Raw genomic sequence first — 20,232 nt, 5'->3', positions numbered from 1 at the left:
CGGGAGCTCCCGGGTGACGAGCGTCGAAGAGAACACGGACCACACGGCCGACTCGGGACCCGGCGGTTACGCCGCGGCCCGGCTGCGGCTCCTCCAGGAGGAGCCGCAGTCCGGGCCTTCGCGGCGTTCCGCCCTGGCCGGGCTGACCGACGACTGGCTGACCGCGCTGTTCCGGACCGCCGTACGGGAGACCGGGGTGCGCGGCGCCGCCCTGGTGGCCGTCGGCGGCTACGGCCGGGCCGAACTCTCCCCGCGCAGCGACCTCGACCTGGTCCTGCTGCACGACGGCAAGGCCGAGCCGCGGGCCCTCGCCGCGCTGGCCGACCGGCTCTGGTACCCCGTGTGGGACCTGGGCCTCGCCCTCGACCACTCGGTACGGACCCCCGCCGAGGCCCGCAAGACCGCCGCCGAGGATTTGAAGGTGCACCTCGGCCTGCTGGACGCCCGGGCCGTCGCCGGGGACGCCGGGCTCCTCGCCGGACTGCGCACCTCGGTCCTCGCCGACTGGCGCAACCAGGCCGCCAAACGGCTCCCGGAGCTGCACTCCCTGTGCCGGGAGCGGGCCGAGCGGTCGGGTGAGCTGCGCTTCCTGCTGGAACCCGACCTCAAGGAGGCCCGGGGCGGGCTCCGGGACGCCACCGCCCTGCGCGCCGTGGCCGCGTCCTGGCTCGCCGACGCCCCACGCGAAGGGCTCGCCGAGGCCCGGCGCCGGCTGCTGGACGCCCGGGACGCCCTGCACCTGGTCACGGGCCGCGCCACCGACCGGCTCGCCCTCCAGGAGCAGGACCAGGTCGCGGCGCAGCTCGGGCTGCTCGACGCGGACGCGCTGCTGCGCGAGGTGTACGAGGCCGCCCGGGTCGTCGCGTACGCGGGGGACGTGACCTGGCGGGAGGTCGGCCGGGTCCTGCGGGCCCGCAGCACCCGGCCGAGGCTGCGCGGGCTGCTGGGCGGCCGGGGCGCCCCCGCCGGGGAGCGGGCGCCGCTGGCCGAGGGGGTCGTGGAGTCCGACGGGGAAGCCGTACTGGCGCTGGCCGCCCGCCCGGACCGCGATCCCGTGCTGGCGCTGCGGCTCGGCGCCGCCGCCGCCCAGGCGGGACTGCCCGTCTCGCTGCACGCCCTGCGCCGGCTCGCGGCGCAGAGCAGGCCGCTGCCGGTGCCCTGGCCGGCCGAGGCGCGCGAGCAGCTGCTGACGCTGCTGGGCGCGGGGGAGCCCACCGTCGCGGTGTGGGAGGCGATGGAGGCCGAAGGCCTGGTCACCCGCCTGCTGCCCGACTGGGAACGGGTCCGCTGCCGCCCGCAGCGCAACCCCGTCCACACCTGGACGGTCGACCGGCACCTGGTCGAGACGGCCGTACGGGCCTCGGTGCTCACCCGCCGGGTGGGCCGGCCCGACCTGCTGCTGATGGCCGCGCTGCTCCACGACATCGGCAAGGGCTGGCCAGGGGACCACTCGGTGGCCGGCGAGACCATCGCCCGGGACGTCGCCGTCCGGGTGGGCTTCGACGCGCAGGACGCCGCCGTCCTCGGCACCCTCGTCCGCCACCACCTGCTGCTGATCGACACCGCGACCCGGCGCGATCTGGACGACCCCGCCACCGTCGGTGCGGTCGCCGAGGCCGTGGGGTCCGCCGGCACGCTGGAGGTCCTGCACGCCCTGACCGAGGCCGATGCCCTCGCCACCGGCCCGGCCGCCTGGAGCGCCTGGCGGGCCTCCCTCGTCGCCGACCTGGTCGCGCGGGTCGCAGCCGTCCTCCAGGGCGCCGCCCCGGCGGCCGCCGAACCGGAGATCCCCACCACGGAGCAGGAGCGCCTCGCGGTGGAGGCCCTGCGCACCCGCGAGCCGGTCCTGGCGCTGCACGCCCGCGAGGAGGAGGACGCGGTCGGGGCGGAGCTCGTCGTGGCCGTCCCCGACCAGCCGGGGGTGCTCCCGGCGGCCGCCGGGGTCCTGGCCCTGCACCGGCTCACCGTACGCGCGGCCGAACTGCGCTCCCTGGAGCTCCCGGACCGGCTCGGCGAGGTGCTGGTGCTGCGCTGGCGGGTGGCCGCGGAGTACGGGGCGCTGCCTGAGGCCGCGCGGCTGCGCACCGACCTGGTCCGGGCCCTGGACGGCACGCTGGACGTCCCGGCGAGGCTGGCGGAACGCGAGGCCGCCTATCCGCGGCGCCGCGGGGTGGTCCCCCCGCCGCCGCGGGTCGCGGTGGTCCCGGCCGTCTCCTCGGTCGCCACCGTCCTGGAGGTCCGCGCCCCCGACGCCGTGGGGCTGCTGCACCGCATCGGGCGGGCCCTGGAAGCCGGGGGCGTCCGGGTCCGCAGCGCCCACGTCTCGACGCTGGGCGCGAACGCGGTGGACACGCTGTACGTCACCACCCCGGAGGGCAAACCGCTGGAGCCCGCCCCGGCCGCGGCCCTGGCGGAATCCGTCCAGGCGGCCCTCGGCTAGCCCGGGAGCGGCGGTCCGGGCCCTGCCTCCCCGGCCCCGTCCCCGCGCCCGGGCCGTCTCCTCCTGCGCCCCGGAAGGGAAAGCCGCCCGCGGGGTCGTGCCGGCGGCGCGGCCCGATACCCTGGGGGACGACCACCACGCCCCCGACCCGAGGAATCGCGACCACCGTGTTCGATACGCTCTCCGACCGCTTGGCGAATACCTTCAAGGGCCTGCGCGGCAAAGGCCGGCTGTCCGAGGCTGACATCGACGCAGCGGCCCGGGAAATCCGTATCGCCCTCCTCGAGGCCGATGTCGCCCTCCCGGTCGTCCGGTCCTTCATCGCCAACGTCAAGGAAAGGGCCCGCGGCGAGGAGGTCAGCAAGGCGCTGAACCCCGGCCAGCAGGTCCTGAAGATCGTCAACGACGAGCTCGTCACCATCCTGGGCGGCGAGACCCGGCGCCTGCGCTTCGCCAAGACCGCGCCCACCGTGATCATGCTCGCGGGTCTCCAGGGCGCCGGCAAGACCACCCTCGCCGGAAAGCTCGGCCTGTGGCTGAAGGGCCAGGGCCACGCCCCGCTGCTCGTCGCCTGCGACCTCCAGCGCCCCAACGCGGTCAACCAGCTGTCCGTCGTCGCCGAGCGTGCGGGCGTCGCGGTCTACGCGCCCCAGCCGGGCAACGGCGTCGGCGACCCGGTCCAGGTCGCGAAGGACTCCGTCGAGTACGCGCGCACCAAGCAGTTCGACATCGTGATCGTCGACACCGCCGGCCGCCTCGGCATCGACCAGGAGCTGATGCAGCAGGCCGCGGACATCCGCGACGCCGTCAGCCCCGACGAGATCCTCTTCGTCGTCGACGCCATGATCGGCCAGGACGCGGTCAACACCGCGGAGGCTTTCCGCGACGGCGTCGGCTTCGACGGCGTGGTGCTCTCCAAGCTCGACGGCGATGCCCGCGGCGGCGCCGCGCTCTCCATCGCGCACGTCACCGGCAAGCAGATCATGTTCGCCTCGAACGGCGAGAAGCTCGACGAGTTCGACGCCTTCCACCCGGACCGCATGGCGGGCCGGATCCTCGACATGGGTGACATGCTCACCCTCATCGAGCAGGCCGAGAAGACCTTCTCGCAGGCCGAGGCCGAGAAGATGGCGGCCAAGCTCGCCAAGGGCCCCAAGGAGTTCACGCTCGACGACTTCCTGGCCCAGATGGAGCAGGTCCGCAAGATGGGCTCCATCTCCAAGCTGCTCGGCATGCTCCCGGGCATGGGGCAGATCAAGGACCAGATCAACAACATCGACGAGCGCGACGTGGACCGCACCGCCGCGATCATCAAGTCGATGACCCCGGCCGAGCGCCAGGACCCGACGATCATCAACGGCTCGCGCCGGGCCCGGATCGCCAAGGGCTCCGGCACCGAGGTCAGCGCCGTCAAGTCGCTCGTCGAGCGCTTCTTCGACGCCCGCAAGATGATGTCCCGCATGGCCCAGGGCGGCGGCATGCCCGGCATGCCCGGCATCCCCGGGATGGGCGGCGGCCCCGGCCGGCAGAAGAAGCAGGTCAAGCAGGCCAAGGGCAAGCGCAAGAGCGGCAACCCCATGAAGCGCAGGGAAGAAGAGGCGGCAGCCGCCGCGCGCCGCGAGCAGGGCCCGCAGGCGGTCGAGCCGCCCGCGGGCGGCAACCCCTTCGGGCTCCCGGCCGGCGGCGGCCAGGGCGGCCAGGACTTCGACCTGCCGGACGAGTTCAAGAAGTTCATGAAGTAGGACCCGCGCAGACGCGCAGGACGGGCCCCGGCCGGGGGAGGCGACCACGTGGTCGCGCGGCCGGGGCCCGTCCTCGTCTGCGGGGGCAAGGGGCGCATTTGTCGCTTATGGTCGGCCGGGAGGACGGCAGAAGGAGGCGCCCCGTGCCCAGTCCCACGCCCGTACCGCCCCGCGACCGGGCGGACTCGCCCTGGCGCTCCGAGGGGGCGCCGCCCGCCCCCGCACCGAAGAGGCGGATGCCGGGCGGCTGGCGGGGGCTGATCCTGGCGGCCGCGATCGTGTTCGTGCTCACCAACCTGGTGCTGTCCTTCTTCAACGAGGGCGACGAGCCGACCATCTCGTACACCGAGTTCAGCAAGCAGGTCGCCAACGGCAACGTCTCGAAGATCTACTCCAAGGGCGACGCCATCCAGGGCCAGCTGAAGGAGTCCCGCAAGCTGCCCGACGGGGACAAGGACGACTACACCAAATTCGTCACCCAGCGCCCGGCCTTCGCCGACGACGACCTGTGGGCGAACCTCACCCGGCAGAACGTCACGGTGACCGCTTCCCCGGTCGTCGTCCAGCGCAGCTTCCTGGCCAACCTGCTGCTCTCCCTCGCCCCGATGCTGCTGCTCGTCCTGCTGTGGGTGGTCGTCGCCCGCCGGATGGGCGCCGCGGCGGGCGGCATGGGCGGCTTGGGCCGCAAGGCACCGCCCAAACCGGTGGAGCTCCAGGAGGGCGCCCCGCGCACGACCTTCGAGGACGTGGCCGGCATCGACGAGGTCGAGGGCGAGCTCAACGACGTCGTGGACTTCCTGAAGAACCCGCAGCAGTACCGGCGCATGGGCGCCCGGATGCCCCGGGGCGTCCTGCTGTCCGGGCCGCCCGGCACCGGCAAGACCCTGCTCGCGCGGGCGGTCGCGGGCGAGGCCGGGGTCCCCTTCTTCTCCGCCTCCGCCTCCGAGTTCATCGAGATGATCGTCGGCGTCGGCGCCTCCCGGGTCCGCGAACTGTTCACCGAGGCGCGCAAGGTGGCCCCCGCGATCATCTTCATCGACGAGATCGACACCATCGGCCGGGCCCGGGGCGCGGGCGCGGGCATGGGCGGCCACGACGAACGCGAGCAGACCCTGAACCAGATCCTGACCGAGATGGACGGGTTCACCGGTTCGGAGGGCGTGATCGTGCTGGCCGCCACCAACCGCGCCGACGTCCTGGACCCGGCGCTGACCCGGCCCGGCCGCTTCGACCGCACCGTGGTCGTCTCCCCGCCCGACCGGACCGGCCGCGAGGCGATCCTGCGCATCCACACCCGCGAGATCCCCCTCGCCGGCGACGTGGACCTGGCCCAGGTGGCCCGCACCACCCCCGGGATGACCGGCGCGGAACTGGCCAACCTGGCCAACGAGGCCGCCCTGCTGGCCGTCAGGCGCGGACAGCCCGCGGTCACCGCCGCCGACCTCTCCGACGCCCTGGAGAAGGTCCAGCTCGGCGCGGAACGCTCCCTGGTCATGCCGGAGGAGGAGCGCCGCCGCACCGCCTACCACGAGAGCGGCCACGCCCTGCTGGGCATGCTCCAGCCCGGCACCGACCCCGTCCGCAAGATCACCATCGTCCCCCGCGGCCGGGCCCTCGGCGTCACCCTCTCCGCCCCGGACGCCGACCGGTACGCCTACACCGAGCCCTACCTGCGCGCCCGCATCGTCGGAGCGCTGGGCGGCATGGCCGCCGAACAGGTGGTCTACGACGTGGTCACCACGGGCTCGGAGAGCGACCTCGAACAGGTCACCGGCCTCGCCCGCGGCATGGTCGCCCGCTGGGGCATGAGCGAACGCGTCGGCCGCCTCACCGCCGTCCCGTCCGACGGGCAGAGCCCCTACGGCCTGTCCGCCGCCCCCGCCACCCTGGACACCGTGGACCGCGAGATGCGCCGAGTGGTGGACGAGTGCTACGAGGAGGCCTGCCGCCTCCTGCGCGAACACCGCCCGCAGCTCGACGACCTGGCCGAGGCCCTCCTCGCCGCCGAGACCCTGGACGAGGCGGCCGCCTACGCCGCCGCGGGGATCCACCGGCCGGCCAAGGGCCACCCCGCGCAGGACTGAGCGCCCGGCGCGCGCCGCCGGGTCCCCTACGGGGCCCGGCCCGGCGCGCGCCCGCCGCTACGGCACCCGGGCGATGACGTACCGGAAGACGTTCGGCAGCCACACCGCGCCGTCGGCCCGCTCGTACGGGTGAAGCGCCTCCGCCAGCTCCTTCTCCGCCAGCGCCGCGTCGGCCGTCCCGAAGGACCCCGCGCCGCCCGCGCCCGCGGAGGCCGCACTCGCGCCGGAGTACAGCCCCGTCGACAGCAGCCCGCGGACCGCGCTGTCCACGTCCGCGTACCCGAACGGGCAGAACACCCGCCCTGATCCGTCCGGGCGCAGCCCGGCGCCCTCCACGGCCGCGTCGAGGTCCCGCGGCACCGGCCCGCCGCCCAGCACTGCGGGCACCGTGCAGCGCTCCACCGGACCCCAGTCGGCCAGCACCACGGCCCCGCCGCGGCGCACCGCGGGCAGCGCCGCGGCCAGGGCCGCGGGAGCGGGCGCGAAGGCGAACAGGGCGTCGTACGCCCGGTCCTCGGCGGGCGGCTCCGCCAGCACCTCCAGCAGCCGTTCACGGGCCAGGGCCCGGCGGGCCGGGTCCGCCTCCACGCCCGTGGCCGCGGCTCCCCGCCCGGCCGCGAGCAGCAGGGGCAGCCCCGCCCCGCAGTCGAGGCCGAGCAGCCGGTCGCCCGGCCCGACCTCCAGTCGGTCGTAGACCGCTTCGTACAGCGGTACCAGCATCCGTTCCTGGATCTCCGCCCAGTCCCGGGCGACGAGCGTCGCCGTCGGCATCGGTGTCATCGAAAGAGCGCTCCTGATTCCGTGTCGCCCCCTTGCCCCCGTTGCCAGGGAACTCCCCATTCGCCCCCGCGTCCAGAGGAGCGCGCCACCCGATTCACGCATCGAGTGCCCCGCGCCGTACCATTCGCGCCATGGCAAAGGCTCCCGTTCTCACCCCCCAGGCGGAGGATTTCCCCCGCTGGTACCAGGATCTGATCAACAAGGCCGAGCTGGCCGACAACGGTCCGGTCCGCGGCACCATGGTCATCCGGCCGTACGGCTACGGCCTGTGGGAGCGGATGCAGCAGGAGATGGACGCGCGCATCAAGGAAGCGGGCGCCCAGAACGCCTACTTCCCGCTGTTCATCCCGCAGTCGTACCTGACGCGGGAAGCGGAGCACGTCGAGGGCTTCGCCCCCGAGCTGGCGGTCGTCACGCACGGCGGTGGCAAGGAGCTGGAAGAACCGGTCGTGGTCCGGCCCACCTCCGAGACGATCGTCAACGACTACTTCTCCAAGTGGGTGCAGAGCTACCGCGACCTGCCGCTGCTCATCAACCAGTGGGCGAACGTGGTCCGCTGGGAGATGCGTCCGAGGGTGTTCCTCCGTACGAGCGAGTTCCTCTGGCAGGAGGGCCACACCGCCCACGCCACCTACGAGGACGCCCGCGAGTACGCCGCACGGATCCACCGCGACGTCTACGGCGACTTCATGACGAACGTGCTCGGCATCGACGTGGTGCTCGGCCGCAAGACCGCCAAGGAGCGCTTCGCCGGGGCCGTCAACACCCTCACGCTCGAGGGCATGATGGGCGACGGCAAGGCCCTCCAGCTGGGGACGAGCCACGAGCTCGGCACCAACTTCGCCAAGGCCTTCAACACGCAGTACCTGTCGAAGGAAGGCCGCCAGGAGCTGGTCTGGCAGACCTCGTGGGGCGTCTCCACCCGCATGGTCGGCGGCCTGATCATGTCGCACGGCGACGACAACGGCCTGCGGGTCCCGCCGCGCCTCGCGCACGTCCAGGTCGTCGTCATGGCGATCAAGGGCGACGAGGCCGTCGCGAAGGTCCGCGAACTGGGCGCGCAGCTCAAGGCCGCGGGCATCCGCGTGCAGGTCGACGACCGGGTCGACACCCCCTTCGGCCGCCGCGCCGTGGACTGGGAGCTCAAGGGCGTACCGGTCCGCATCGAGATCGGCCCCCGCGACCTGGAGGCCGGCACCGCGATGCTGGCCCGCCGCATCCCGGGCGGCAAGACCCCCGTCCGGATCGACGCCCTCGCCGGCCTGCTGCCCACGGTCCTCGACGAGGACCAGGCGCAGCTGCTGCGCGAGTCCCGCGAGCGCCGCGAGGCCCGCACGAGCGACGTCGCGACCATCGGGGAGGCCGCCGAGGCCGCCGTCGCCGGCGGCTGGGCGCGCATCCCGTGGGCCGACCTCGGCCCCGAAGGCGAGGCCAAGCTGGCCGAGCAGGCCGTCTCCGTGCGGTGCCTGCTCGCCGCGGACGGTTCCGTTCCGGAGGCCGACGACGCCCCCGGCACCGTCGCGATCGTCGCGCGCTCCTACTGAGCGGAGGACCCCGCCCCGGCGCGCGGCAGGAGCCGCACGCCGGGACGTGGCCCTGATCCGTACGCGTTACGTACCGACTCCTCCTGACATCGGCGCACCCGTCCTCGTCCGGACGCATGAGGCTGAACTGACTGGTACGTGCAAAAAATTTGGAATGGCCCGGAATCGGAACACCGGGGCACCCCGGCTCGTTGTCACGACGTGAGCACGACACCCCCTGTTCTCGCCGCAGAGCTGGCGCAGGCGTGGGCCGATATTCAGCGGTACCACCCCGAGCTGCCTGACCTTGCCGCGCCCGAGTCCCTGATCGGAGAGTCCTCGTCCGCCTGCGGCGCCGAGCTCTCCTTCGAGCGACTGCTGCACGAGGCAGTCCACGGCATCGCCGCCGCGCGCGGAGTCCGCGACACCTCGCGCGCAGGCCGCTACCACAACCGCAGATTCCTGGCGATCGCCGAGGAGATGGGACTGGACCACTCCGAGGAGCCGCACGCCAGCAGCGGCTTCTCCCTGGTCACGCTCAACCCCGAGGCCAAGAGGCGCTACCGGCCCACCATGGAGCGGCTGCAGCGCGCCCTGAAGGCGCACACGGCCGCCACCGCCGCCGACACCAAGCGCAGCTTCCGCGGGCCGGCCGCCCGGCACGGCTCCTCCGGGGGCGGCGTGCGCGTGAAGGCGGTCTGCGACTGCGGGCGCAACGTACGGGTGGTCCCCTCCGTACTGGCCCAGGCGCCCATCGTGTGCGGGGGCTGCATGAAGCCCTTCCGCATCCCCGAGGTGGCCATCGCGGCGGCCTCCTGACCCCGCCGGGCCCGCCCCCGGACGGGGGCCCGCCCGGGGGCTCGGCCGAGCGGGACGCAGGTCCACCCGCCCGGCCGAGCGCGCCGCGGGCGTATGGCACAATGGCTAGCTGTACTCGACAGTCGCATAGGACCCCTCTCTCCTCCGGCTGACGCGTCCATCGGGCACCCGAGTACCGCAACCCCACGTGGCATCTCATGTGCCCCACCACGTCAAGTTCAGGAGACACCACTCCAGTGGCAGTCAAGATCAAGCTCAAGCGCCTCGGCAAGATTCGCCAGCCGCACTACCGCATCGTCGTCGCCGACGCCCGCACCCGCCGGGACGGTCGCGCGATCGAAGAGATCGGTATCTACCACCCGACGTACAACCCGTCGCGCATCGAGGTCGACGCCGAGCGTGCGCAGTACTGGCTGTCGGTCGGCGCCCAGCCCACCGAGGCCGTGCTCGCCATCCTCAAGCTGACCGGTGACTGGCAGGCCCACAAGGGCCTCCCCGCCCCCGCGCCGCTGCTCCAGCCGGAGACGAAGGAGAGCAAGCGCCGCTCCTTCGACGAGTTCGCCAAGGCCCTCGAGGGTGGCGACGCCAAGGGCGAGGCCATCACGCAGAAGGCGAAGAAGGCCGACAAGAAGGCGGACGAGGCTGAGGCCACCGCCGAGTCGACCGAGGCCTGAGCATGCTCGAGGAGGCTCTTGAGCACCTCGTGAAGGGCATTGTGGACAACCCCGACGACGTGCAGGTCGCCTCGCGCAACCTGCGCCGCGGACAGGTGCTCGAGGTCCGGGTCCACCCGGACGACCTCGGCAAGGTGATCGGCCGCAACGGCCGCACCGCACGTGCTCTGCGTACCGTCGTGGGCGCCATCGGCGGCCGGGGCATCCGCGTCGACCTCGTCGACGTGGACCAGGTCCGCTGAGAAGTTGAAACACCGGCACGGGCCGGGGAGGGCGTTCTTCGCCCACCCCGGCCCGAGTCGTTTCCGCCCCCGGGCGGAGCCACCATGGAAGCAGGAGCCGCGACGGAGAGGTGCCTCCGCGCGAGCGGCGGCAGAACGGCCGCACGAAGGAGAGACACAGTGGAGCTGGTAGTCGCGCGGGTCGGCCGCGCCCACGGCATCAAGGGTGAGGTCACCGTCGAGGTGCGCACGGACGAGCCGGAACTGCGGCTCGGTCCGGGCGCCGTGCTCCGCACCGACCCCGCCGCGGCGGGACCGCTGACCATCGAGACGGGCCGGGTGCACAGCGGGAGGCTGCTGCTGCGCTTCGCCGGGGTCAAGGACCGCACCGGTGCCGAGGCGCTGCGCAACATCCTGCTGATCGCCGAGGTGGACCCGGCGGAGCTGCCCGAGGAGCCCGACGAGTTCTACGACCACCAGCTGATGGACCTGGACGTGGTCCTCGCCGACGGCACCGCGATCGGCCGCATCACCGAGATCTCCCACCTGCCCTCGCAGGACCTCTTCATCGTGGAGCGGCCGGACGGGACGGAGGTGATGGTCCCCTTCGTGGCGGAGATCGTCGCCGAGATCGACCTGGAGGAGCAGCGCTGCGTCATCACCCCGCCGCCCGGGCTGATCGACGAGCGCGAGGCGGTCGTCGTCTCGGCCCGCGACGAGGAATCCGGGGACGACGCCTGATGCGTCTCGACGTCGTCACGATCTTCCCCGAGTACCTGGAACCGCTGAACGTCTCCCTCGTCGGCAAGGCCCGCGCCCGCGGCCGGCTCGACGTCCGCGTCCACGACCTGCGGGAGTGGACGTACGACCGGCACAACACGGTCGACGACACCCCCTACGGTGGCGGCCCCGGCATGGTCATGAAGACCGAGCCCTGGGGCGAGGCCCTGGACGCCGTGCTGGCCGACGGGTACGAGGCGGGCGCGGGCGCTCCCGTCCTGGTCGTCCCGACGCCCAGCGGCCGGCCCTTCACCCAGGAGCTCGCGGTCGAACTGTCCGAACGCCCGTGGCTGGTCTTCACCCCGGCCCGGTACGAGGGCATCGACCGCCGCGTCATCGACGAGTACGCCACGCGCATGCCGGTGTACGAGGTCTCCATCGGGGACTACGTCCTGGCGGGCGGCGAGGCGGCCGTCCTGGTCGTCACCGAGGCCGTGGCCCGGCTGCTGCCCGGGGTGCTCGGCAACGCCGAGTCCCACCGCGACGACTCCTTCGCCCCCGGCGAGATGGCCAACCTGCTGGAGGGCCCGGTCTACACGAAGCCGCCGCTGTGGCGCGGCCGCGACATCCCCGAGGTGCTGCTGAGCGGGCATCACGGGAAGATCGCCCGCTGGCGCCGGGACGAGGCCTTCCGCCGGACCGCGCTGCACCGCCCGGACCTGATCGAGCGCTGCGAGGCCTCGGCCTTCGACAAGAAGGACCGCGAGATGCTGTCCGTGCTGGGCTGGAAGCCCTCCGCCGACGGCCGATTTTGGCGCAGGCCGCAGGCCGTGGAAGAATAGGCGGCTGCTGTGTGCTCGCGGGCGCCCCTGCCACAGGGGGACCGTCGTCCGCCGGGTGTCGCAGCTCCCGAATTCTCTCCGGAAACCCGCACCGGCGACCTGTGGCGTCGTGCGAAGAAAGCAGACGAAGAACATGTCTCACCTGCTCGATGGCGTCAACGCCGCCGCGCTCCGCTCGGACGTCCCGGCCTTCCGCCCGGGTGACACGATCAACGTGCACGTCCGCGTGATCGAGGGCAACCGCTCCCGTATCCAGCAGTTCAAGGGTGTCGTCATCCGCCGTCAGGGCGCCGGCGTCTCCGAGACCTTCACGGTCCGCAAGGTCTCCTTCAGCGTCGGCGTGGAGCGTACCTTCCCGGTGCACTCCCCGATCTTCGAGAAGATCGAGCTCGTCACCCGCGGTGACGTCCGCCGCGCCAAGCTGTACTACCTCCGTGAGCTCCGCGGCAAGGCCGCGAAGATCAAGGAGAAGCGCGACAACTGAGGTCCCCTCCGGGGTCCGGGGACGGCCGGATAGGCTCGCCCCCGATGGACACCGAAGCACCTCACCCGCAGCGCGGCCACTCTTCCCCCGACGAGGGGGAGGAGCGGCCGCGTTCTGCGTTCCCGCGTCCTGGGTTCCTGCGTCCCGGATCCCTGCGTCCTGGATCCCTGCGTCCCGGGTTCCCGCGCCGCAGCCGCGGGGCCGGCCGCCGACGGCCGCTGACCCTGCGGCGGGCCGGACTGCTCGGCGTGCTCTGCACCGTCGGGCTTCTGCTGTTCAGCAACTTCGTGCTGCAGCCCTTCCTGATCCCCAGCCGCTCGATGGAGCCCACCCTCCAGGTCGGGGACCGGGTGCTGGTCAACAAGCTGGCCTACGGCTCCGGCGAGCAGCCGCGCCGCGGCGACCTGGTGGTCTTCGACGGGGCCGGCTCCTTCGTGCAGGAGCCCGCGCGCGGCAACCCGGTCGGCGACGCCCTGCACGGCGCGGCCTCCGCGCTGGGGCTGGCGGAGCCCTCCGACACCGACTTCGTGAAGCGGGTCGTGGGTGTGGGCGGCGACGACGTGGTGTGCTGCGATGCGACCGGCCGGATCGAGGTCAACGGCGTCGCGCTGGACGAGCCGTACCTCCACCCCGGCGACGCTCCCTCGAAGGTGCCCTTCCGTATCGTCGTACCGCTTGGGACCCTGTGGGTCATGGGTGATCATCGTTCCCAGTCCCGGGACTCCCGGGACCACCTGGGGGAACCGGGCGGGGGGATGGTGCCGGTGGAGAAGGTGATCGGGCGGGCCGACTGGATCGGCTGGCCGCTCTCGCGCTGGGGCTCGACCGGCGGCGGACATGGGTAGCCGCGGCCGGCCGCGGGGCACCCGGGACCCGGAGCCCGAACCGGAACCGGAGCCGGAGCCGGTCCCCGTGGCGGAAGGCGGCCGCGCCGAGCGGCGCCGGACCGCCCGCCGGGTACGACGGCGCCGCCGCACCCGGCGGGCAGGGGAGATCCCCCTGCTGGTGGGCGTGGCCCTGTGCATAGCCCTGATCCTCAAGACGTTCCTGGTGCAGGCCTTCTTCATCCCGTCGGGCTCGATGGAGCAGACCATCCGCATCGGCGACCGCGTCCTGGTGGACAAGCTGACGCCGTGGTTCGGCTCCCCGGTCGAGCGCGGCGACGTCGTCGTGTTCCAGGACCCCGGCGGCTGGCTGAAGGGCGAGGCCGCCCGCCCGGCCCCGGACCCCGTCGGCGTCAAGCAGGTCAAGCAGGCGCTGACGTTCATCGGCCTGCTGCCCTCCGCGGACGAGCAGGACCTGATCAAGCGGGTCATCGGCGTGGGCGGGGACACCGTCACGTGCTGCGACGCCAAGGGCCGGGTCACCGTCAACGGCGCGCCGCTCGACGAGCCGTACGTGAACCCGGGCAACGCCCCCTCCGAGATCCGCTTCGAGGTGAAGGTGCCCGCCGGCCGACTGTTCGTCATGGGCGACCACCGGGCGAACTCCGCCGACTCCCGTTACCACCTCGACGAGCCCTTCGAGGGCACGATCGACGAGGACGAGGTCGTGGGCGAGGCCGTCGTGATCGCCTGGCCCTACGACCACTGGCGCCGGCTGGAGAACCCCGACACCTTCCGCATGGTGCCCGACCAGGCACGGCGTGAAGGGCGGCGCGGGGCGCACGGGCAGGCGCGCGGGCGGCGCCGGCGCGGTCGGGGCACGCCGTTCGCATAGTGTGTCCCGGGTCTCCCGCGCCTTAGGGAACTCCCGCTCGTTAAGGGAGGGGAGGGCCCGCGTCCGTTCGGCGCGGGCGGCGATCTCGATTGAGGAGTGGATGTGGGGGATGTGGCGGTAGGCGCACGATCCGGACGCGACGAGGGCGAGGACCGGCCGGACGAGGACGCCGTAGACCGCGAGGCCGAGGACGAAGGCGCCGCGGCGCGCCCGCACCGATCGTTCTGGAAGGAGCTGCCGCTCCTCATCGGCATCGCCCTGCTGCTGGCCCTGCTGATCAAGACCTTCCTGGTCCAGGCGTTCTCGATCCCGTCCGACTCGATGCAGAACACGCTGCAGCGGGGCGACCGGGTGCTGGTCGACAAGCTGACCCCGTGGTTCGGCTCCGAGCCGGAGCGGGGCGAGGTGGTCGTCTTCCACGACCCGGCGAACTGGCTGTCCGGGGAGCCGACCCCCGACCCGAACCTCGCGCAGAAGGTCCTCAGCAAGATCGGCCTGATGCCCTCGGCCGATGAGAAGGACCTGATCAAGCGGACCATCGCCATCGGCGGGGACACGGTCGAGTGCAAGAAGGGGGGACCGGTCGTCGTCAACGGCAAGGAGCTCGACGAGCCGTACATCTACCCCGGCAACACGGCGTGCGACGACGCCCCCTTCGGTCCCCTCACCGTGCCCAAGGGGAAGATCTGGGTGATGGGCGACCACCGCCAGAACTCCCAGGACTCCCGCTACCACATGCAGGACTCCACCGGCGGCTTCGTCCCGGTCGACAAGGTCGTCGGACGCGCCGTGGTCGTGGCCTGGCCGATCAACCGCTGGGCCACCCTGCCGGTCCCGGACACCTTCGACCAGCCGGGCATCGGCAACCAGGCCGCGGCGAGCGCCCTCGGCCTCGACGCCGCCGGTCTGGCGCCGGCCGGCCTCGGTCCCGCCGCCCTCGGGCTCACCGGCGCAGTGCCGGTCGTCCTGTGGCGGCGACGCAGGCTGACCAGCGGGCGTACCGCCGGGTAGGGTGCCGCCCAGGTCGACGATCTCCGAGGTGTGGGGGCGCTGGTATGGGCGGAACACAGGCAATACGCAGGAACAAGGACGGCCACGGCGGTCTCGGCAGCGTGCTGTCCGGGCTCGTCGTGGCCGTCGGCTTCGCACTCTTCCTCGGCGGCTTCGTGTGGGGAGCGCTGCTCTACCAGCCCTACACCGTGCCGACCGACTCGATGATGCCCACCGTGCGCCCCGGCGACCGGGTCCTGGCGCAGCGCATCGACGGCGACGAGGTGCACCGCGGCGACGTGGTCGTCTTCACCGACGAGCAGTGGAGCGATTCGCCCATGGTCAAGCGGGTCGTCGGCATCGGCGGCGACACCGTCAGGAGCGCCGGCGCCGGCGGCCCGCTCACGGTGAACGGGGTCCCCCTGGACGAGCCCTACATCGACGCCACCCAGCCGGGCACCGGCCTGGCCACCCCGCCCGGCGAGCCCCCGGCGCCCGGCACCCCCTTCGAGGTGACGGTGCCCGAGGGGAACCTCTTCCTGCTGGGCGACCGGCGGGCCGCCTCCCTGGACTCCCGTGCGCACCTGGAGGAGGCCGGCCAGGGGACCGTGCCCCGGACGGCCGTCGACGCCCGGGTCGACGCCCTGGCGTGGCCCTCGATGAAGATGCTGGAGCGGCCCCGGACGTACGCCGCCCTGCCCGGCGGGACCTCGCAGCCCGGGCCGCTCCGGCTCCAGCTGGCGGCGGTGGCGGCCGGCGCCGTCCTGGTGGTCCTGGGCGCCGCGTACGGGCCGCTGGTACGGGTCCTCGGGCGCGGGAGGCGCCGGGAGCGGGCCGATGCCTGAGCTGCCGACGGAGGTCCGCCGGGTGTCCCGGGTGATCCTGCTGGATCCCGCGGACCGGATCCTGCTGCTCCACGGCTTCGAGCCCGCCGACCCGGCGGTCACCTGGTGGTTCACCCCCGGCGGCGGACTGGAGGGCGAGGAGACCCGCGAGCAGGCCGCGCTGCGGGAACTCGCCGAGGAGACCGGCATCACCGAGGTGGAGCTGGGGCCGGTGCTGTGGCACCGGCGCTGCTCCTTCCCCTTCGACGGGCGGCGCTGGGAGCAGGACGAGTGGTACTTCCTCGCCCGTACCGACCGGACGGCCACCGAGATGAGCGGCCTCACCGAGCTGGAGCGGCGCAGCGTCGCCGGAGCCAGGTGGTGGACCTCCGAGGAACTTCTGGCGGCCCGTGAGACGGTGTACCCGACCAGACTCGCCGAGCTGCTGCGCACGCTGCTCGACGACGGCCCTCCGGGTACGCCGGTGGCCTTGGCCCCGGAAATCGTCTAGGGGAGCAGGGGCCTGGCGCACAATAGGGGGACGCACGGCTGAAGGGGAACATGCCATGAGTGCCGAGGACCTCGAAAAGTACGAGACCGAGATGGAGCTGAAGCTCTATCGGGAGTACCGCGACGTCGTCGGGCTGTTCAAGTACGTGATCGAGACCGAACGTCGGTTCTACCTCACCAACGACTACGAGATGCAGGTGCACTCGGTCCAGGGGGAGGTCTTCTTCGAGGTCTCCATGGCCGACGCCTGGGTCTGGGACATGTACCGGCCGGCCCGCTTCGTGAAGCAGGTCCGCGTACTGACCTTCAAGGACGTGAACATCGAGGAGCTCAACAAGAGCGACCTCGAACTGCCCGGCAGCTGAGGCCGCCCCCCGTACGGGTGACGGGGTTGTCCACAACGCCAGGGTTGTCCACCAAGATCCACAGGGTGGGCGGGGGTGCGCGATCGTCGGTGCCGGAGGTGGTGCCGGATGAACGCGAAGGGCGTGGCACAGCAGGCATTGGGACGGTACGGCGAGGAGCTCGCCGCCCGGCGGCTGACCGAGGCCGGGATGAGCGTGATCGCCCGGAACTGGCGGTGCCGCAGCGGGGAGATCGACATCGTCGCCCGGGACGGAGACGCCCTCGTCGTGTGCGAGGTCAAGACCCGGCGGGAAGGCGCCTTCGAGCACCCGATGGCCGCCGTGCGGCCCGGCAAGGCCGAGCGGCTGCGCCGGCTCGCCGGGCGCTGGCTCGCCGACCACGGAGGACCGCCCGCCGGCGGGGTGCGCATCGACCTCGTCGGCGTGGTGCTGCCCCGCCGCGGCGCGCCCGTGGTGGAGCACGTCAGGGGGGTGGCCTGATGGGGTTCGCGCGTGCCTGCTCGGTGGCCCTGGTGGGCGTCGAGGGGGTGGTCGTCGAGGTCCAGGCCGACCTGGAGCCGGGGGTCGCCGCCTTCACCCTGGTGGGGCTGCCCGACAAGACCCTTGTCGAGAGCCGGGACCGGGTGCGGGCCGCCGTGGTCAACTCCGGCGCGGCCTGGCCGCAGAAGAAGCTGACGGTCGGCCTCAGCCCCGCGTCCGTACCGAAGTCCGGCGCCGGTTTCGACCTGGCCGTGGCGGCGGCGGTGCTGGGCGCCGCCGAGGTGGTCGACCCCGCCGTGATCGCCGAACTCGTGCTCGTCGGGGAGCTGGGGCTCGACGGCCGGGTGCGGCCGGTCCGGGGCATCCTGCCGGCGGTGCTCGCCGCCGCGGAGGCCGGGTACCGGCAGGTGGTGGTGCCGCAGCAGTGCGCCGCCGAGGCCGCGCTGGTGCCCGAGGTCGGGGTGCTGGGCGTGCGCAGCCTGCGCCAGCTGATCGCCGTCCTGACGGACGCGGAGGTGCCGGAGGAGGAAGCCCCCGAGCCGCCCGGCCGCCCCGCCCCCCTGCCGGCGGGCCTGCTCCTCCCGGGCACCGGCCTGGGCACCGGACGGGCCGGCGGGACCGGGGGATGGGACGGACCCGACTTCGCCGAGGTCGCCGGCCAGCACGTCGCCCGGCGCGGTCTGGAGATCGCCGCGGCCGGAGGCCACCACATCCTGCTCAGCGGCCCACCGGGTGCGGGCAAGACCCTGCTGGCCGAGCGGTTGCCCGGCATCATGCCGCCGCTCACCCGGCAGGAGTCGCTGGAGGTGACCGCCGTCCACTCGGTCGCGGGCATCCTCCCGCCGGGGGAGCCCCTGGTCACCGTGCCGCCCTACTGCGCCCCGCACCATTCCGCCACGATGCAGGCCCTGGTCGGGGGCGGCAGCGGACTGCCGAGGCCCGGCGCCGTCTCACTGGCGCACAAGGGCGTGCTGTTCCTCGACGAGGCGCCCGAATTCCGGCCCCAGGTGCTCGACGCCCTGCGGCAGCCCCTCGAATCGGGCCAGATCGTGGTGGCCCGGGCCGCCGGGGTGATGCGGCTGCCCGCCCGCTTCCTGCTCGCCCTGGCGGCCAACCCCTGCCCCTGCGGGCGGCACACCCTGCACGGGGCGGGCTGCGACTGCCCGCCCTCGGCGGTCAGGCGCTACCAGGCCAGGCTGTCCGGCCCGCTGCTGGACCGGGTGGACCTGCGCATCGAAGTGGAGCCGGTGAGCCGCTCCGACCTGCTCGGCAACGCCGGGCGCGGGGAGGACAGCGCCACCGTCGCAGCCCGGGTCGCCGAGGCACGGGCGCGCGCGGCCCACCGCTTCGAAGGCTCCCCCTGGCGGATCAACAGCGAAGTCCCCGGGCGGGAGCTGCGCACTCGCTGGGAGCCCCTGCCCGGAGCGCTGGCCCCGGCCGAACGGGACCTGGAGCGGGGCCTGCTCACCGCGCGGGGCCTGGACCGGGTCCTGCGGGTGGCCTGGACGGTGGCCGACCTGGCAGGCCGGGCGCGGCCGGGGCCCCTGGACGTGGCCGTGGCGCTGGAACTGCGCACCGGCATCGCCCGCGGGGCCCCGCTCCTGAGGGGGGAGGGGACGTGACCCCGGAGGCCGAAGCCGAGGCGGTGGCCGAGCCGGTGGCCGAGCCGGAGGCGGTGGCGCGGGCGGCGCTGACCCGGGTCCTGGAGCCCGGGGACCGCCACGGCGGGCGCTGGCTGCGGGAGTTCGGAGGCGTGGAGCTGGTGCGGCTGCTGACCGGGCCCGAGGGGGAGCGGGGGCAGCCGGGCGGGGTGGGCGCCGAGCGGCTGGCCGGGTACCGCAGGCGGGCGGCCCGGGCCGACCCCGTGCGGGACCTCGCCGAGGCGGCCGCGGCCGGCATCCGGTTCGTCGTGCCCGGCTCGGCGCAGTGGCCGAGCCAGCTCGACGACCTGGGGGACGCCCGCCCGGTCGGGCTGTGGGTACGCGGGCCGGCGGACCTGCGGGCCTGGGCGCTGCGTTCGGTGGCCCTGGTCGGGGCCCGCGCCTGCACCCCGTACGGGGCCCACATGGCGCAGACTCTCGCCGCCGGGCTGGCCGAGCGCGGCTGGGTCGTGGTCTCCGGCGCGGCCTACGGCATCGACGGGGCCGCCCACCGCGGGGCGCTGGCCGCCGGCGGCGCCACCGTGGCGGTACTGGCCTGCGGAGCGGACGTCGCCTACCCGCGCGGACACACCGGGCTCCTCGACCGGATCGCGCGGCAGGGGCTCGTGCTGGGGGAGCTGCCGCCCGCCAGCCACCCGACGCCGAGCCGGTTCGTCCAGCGCAACCGGGTCATCGCCGCCCTGACCCGGGGCACGGTCGTGGTGGAGGCGGCCCACCGCAGCGGCTCCCTGGTCACCGCCCGCCGGGCCCAGGACCTCGGGCGCTTCACCATGGGCGTCCCGGGCCCCGCCACCAGCGGGCTGTCGGCCGGCGTGCACGAACTGCTGCGGGGCGGGGCGGCCACCCTCGTCACCGACGCGGCGGACGTGGTCGAACTCGTGGGCGACATGGGCGAGCTGACGCCCGAGCGGCGCGGACCGGTGCTCGCGCGCGACCTCCTGGCTCCGCAGACCGCCCGCGTCCTGGAGGCGCTCCCGGCCGGACGCCCGGCGGACGTCGGGGCGGTGGCACTTGCCTCCGGCACCGGCACCGATGAAGTCATCGGCAGACTGTACGAACTTCACTCTCTGGGGTTCGTCGAACGGCAGGGCGACGGCTGGCTGTTGGGCAGACGGGCGCCTGACGGCGGCACAGATGCCGGCGCGTCCCGGCGAGGCGGTGGTTGACCTGGGGCGTTCCGGTGAAAGAGTGAAACCGATGAGAGACGCGGTCTTCCCGGTGGCAGTCGCCGGGACCGAGCGCCAGGCGCCGGTCCCGGGTCGCCCGCGCGAGTCGGGACGCTCCTGCGCCCCCGCGAGATCCCGTACTCTTCGCGCACCGCGACACTTCCGTCACGCTACGCTCCCAAGGAATC

General features: G+C 73.7%; 20 protein-coding genes. 19 read left to right on the top strand and 1 reads right to left on the bottom strand.

Annotated elements, in window-relative coordinates:
• Positions 1 to 13 precede the first annotated feature (13 nt).
• The 3 genes from ACLJTM_RS02655 (at position 14) to ftsH (ending at position 6,266) form a co-directional block, all read left to right on the top strand.
• Complete coding sequence (locus tag ACLJTM_RS02655) at positions 14 to 2,440, top strand: [protein-PII] uridylyltransferase (RefSeq protein ID WP_411101685.1); 2,427 nt, start codon at positions 14 to 16, stop codon at positions 2,438 to 2,440.
• A 167-nt stretch (positions 2,441 to 2,607) separates the two neighbouring features.
• The gene (gene ffh, locus ACLJTM_RS02650) at positions 2,608 to 4,182 is read left to right on the top strand and encodes a signal recognition particle protein (protein ID WP_411101684.1); all 1,575 of its coding nucleotides are present in this window, start codon (positions 2,608 to 2,610) and stop codon (positions 4,180 to 4,182) included.
• A gap of 143 nt (positions 4,183 to 4,325) precedes the next feature.
• Positions 4,326 to 6,266: an ATP-dependent zinc metalloprotease FtsH gene (gene ftsH, locus ACLJTM_RS02645; RefSeq protein ID WP_411101683.1), complete on the top strand. Its 1,941-nt coding sequence runs from the start codon at positions 4,326 to 4,328 to the stop codon at positions 6,264 to 6,266.
• A gap of 57 nt (positions 6,267 to 6,323) precedes the next feature.
• Here the strand turns inward: ftsH and ACLJTM_RS02640 are convergent, their stop codons facing one another.
• Positions 6,324 to 7,046 carry a methyltransferase type 11 gene (locus ACLJTM_RS02640; RefSeq protein WP_411101682.1) on the bottom strand — a complete coding sequence of 241 codons (723 nt, stop codon included), beginning with the start codon at positions 7,044 to 7,046 and terminating at the stop codon, positions 6,324 to 6,326.
• A gap of 131 nt (positions 7,047 to 7,177) precedes the next feature.
• Between ACLJTM_RS02640 and proS the strand changes: the two genes are divergently transcribed.
• The 16 genes from proS (at position 7,178) to dprA (ending at position 20,044) form a co-directional block, all read left to right on the top strand.
• The gene (gene proS, locus ACLJTM_RS02635; RefSeq protein ID WP_411101681.1) at positions 7,178 to 8,590 is read left to right on the top strand and encodes a proline--tRNA ligase; all 1,413 of its coding nucleotides are present in this window, start codon (positions 7,178 to 7,180) and stop codon (positions 8,588 to 8,590) included.
• Between the two features lie 201 nt (positions 8,591 to 8,791).
• Entirely contained in the window at positions 8,792 to 9,388 is a 597-nt protein-coding gene (locus tag ACLJTM_RS02630; RefSeq protein WP_328927878.1) for a hypothetical protein, read from the top strand.
• Positions 9,389 to 9,624: 236 nt separating this feature from the next.
• Entirely contained in the window at positions 9,625 to 10,062 is a 438-nt protein-coding gene (gene rpsP, locus ACLJTM_RS02625) for a 30S ribosomal protein S16 (protein ID WP_411101680.1), read from the top strand.
• A 2-nt stretch (positions 10,063 to 10,064) separates the two neighbouring features.
• The gene (locus tag ACLJTM_RS02620; RefSeq protein WP_007266827.1) at positions 10,065 to 10,304 is read left to right on the top strand and encodes an RNA-binding protein; all 240 of its coding nucleotides are present in this window, start codon (positions 10,065 to 10,067) and stop codon (positions 10,302 to 10,304) included.
• A gap of 159 nt (positions 10,305 to 10,463) precedes the next feature.
• Positions 10,464 to 11,024 (top strand): ribosome maturation factor RimM, encoded by a 561-nt coding sequence (rimM, locus tag ACLJTM_RS02615; RefSeq protein ID WP_411101679.1) that lies wholly within the window; start codon positions 10,464 to 10,466, stop codon positions 11,022 to 11,024.
• The gene (trmD, locus tag ACLJTM_RS02610; protein WP_411101678.1) at positions 11,024 to 11,845 is read left to right on the top strand and encodes a tRNA (guanosine(37)-N1)-methyltransferase TrmD; all 822 of its coding nucleotides are present in this window, start codon (positions 11,024 to 11,026) and stop codon (positions 11,843 to 11,845) included. The genes rimM and trmD overlap by 1 nt, the downstream gene beginning before the upstream one ends.
• A gap of 133 nt (positions 11,846 to 11,978) precedes the next feature.
• On the top strand, positions 11,979 to 12,329 hold the full coding sequence (rplS, locus tag ACLJTM_RS02605; protein ID WP_073911044.1) for a 50S ribosomal protein L19: 351 nt from the start codon (positions 11,979 to 11,981) through the stop codon (positions 12,327 to 12,329).
• A 44-nt stretch (positions 12,330 to 12,373) separates the two neighbouring features.
• The gene (gene lepB / locus ACLJTM_RS02600) at positions 12,374 to 13,174 is read left to right on the top strand and encodes a signal peptidase I (RefSeq protein WP_411101677.1); all 801 of its coding nucleotides are present in this window, start codon (positions 12,374 to 12,376) and stop codon (positions 13,172 to 13,174) included.
• 67 nt (positions 13,175 to 13,241) lie between these two features.
• Positions 13,242 to 14,048: a signal peptidase I gene (gene lepB, locus ACLJTM_RS02595; protein WP_411101676.1), complete on the top strand. Its 807-nt coding sequence runs from the start codon at positions 13,242 to 13,244 to the stop codon at positions 14,046 to 14,048.
• Positions 14,049 to 14,159: 111 nt separating this feature from the next.
• The gene (lepB, locus tag ACLJTM_RS02590) at positions 14,160 to 15,059 is read left to right on the top strand and encodes a signal peptidase I (protein ID WP_411102257.1); all 900 of its coding nucleotides are present in this window, start codon (positions 14,160 to 14,162) and stop codon (positions 15,057 to 15,059) included.
• 44 nt (positions 15,060 to 15,103) lie between these two features.
• Positions 15,104 to 15,883, top strand: a complete 780-nt coding sequence (lepB, locus tag ACLJTM_RS02585; RefSeq protein WP_411101675.1) for a signal peptidase I — start codon at positions 15,104 to 15,106, stop codon at positions 15,881 to 15,883.
• On the top strand, positions 15,876 to 16,373 hold the full coding sequence (locus ACLJTM_RS02580; protein ID WP_411101674.1) for an NUDIX hydrolase: 498 nt from the start codon (positions 15,876 to 15,878) through the stop codon (positions 16,371 to 16,373). Before lepB (ACLJTM_RS02585) ends, ACLJTM_RS02580 begins: the two co-directional genes overlap by 8 nt.
• Before the next feature lie 55 nt (positions 16,374 to 16,428).
• Positions 16,429 to 16,737: a DUF2469 domain-containing protein gene (locus tag ACLJTM_RS02575; protein ID WP_005311352.1), complete on the top strand. Its 309-nt coding sequence runs from the start codon at positions 16,429 to 16,431 to the stop codon at positions 16,735 to 16,737.
• Between the two features lie 108 nt (positions 16,738 to 16,845).
• Positions 16,846 to 17,217, top strand: coding sequence for a YraN family protein (locus tag ACLJTM_RS02570; RefSeq protein WP_411101673.1), 372 nt, complete (start codon positions 16,846 to 16,848; stop codon positions 17,215 to 17,217).
• A complete protein-coding gene (locus ACLJTM_RS02565) occupies positions 17,217 to 18,839 on the top strand; it encodes a YifB family Mg chelatase-like AAA ATPase (protein WP_411101672.1) in 1,623 nt (540 codons plus the stop codon). Before ACLJTM_RS02570 ends, ACLJTM_RS02565 begins: the two co-directional genes overlap by 1 nt.
• On the top strand, positions 18,836 to 20,044 hold the full coding sequence (gene dprA / locus ACLJTM_RS02560) for a DNA-processing protein DprA (protein ID WP_411101671.1): 1,209 nt from the start codon (positions 18,836 to 18,838) through the stop codon (positions 20,042 to 20,044). The genes ACLJTM_RS02565 and dprA overlap by 4 nt, the downstream gene beginning before the upstream one ends.
• The last annotated feature ends 188 nt before the right edge of the window (positions 20,045 to 20,232 follow it).

Origin of the sequence: Streptomyces sp. cmx-4-9, from assembly GCF_046548835.1 — a bacterium.
Taxonomy (GTDB): domain Bacteria; phylum Actinomycetota; class Actinomycetes; order Streptomycetales; family Streptomycetaceae; genus Streptomyces.
This window is presented reverse-complemented; position numbering and strand designations above follow the sequence as displayed.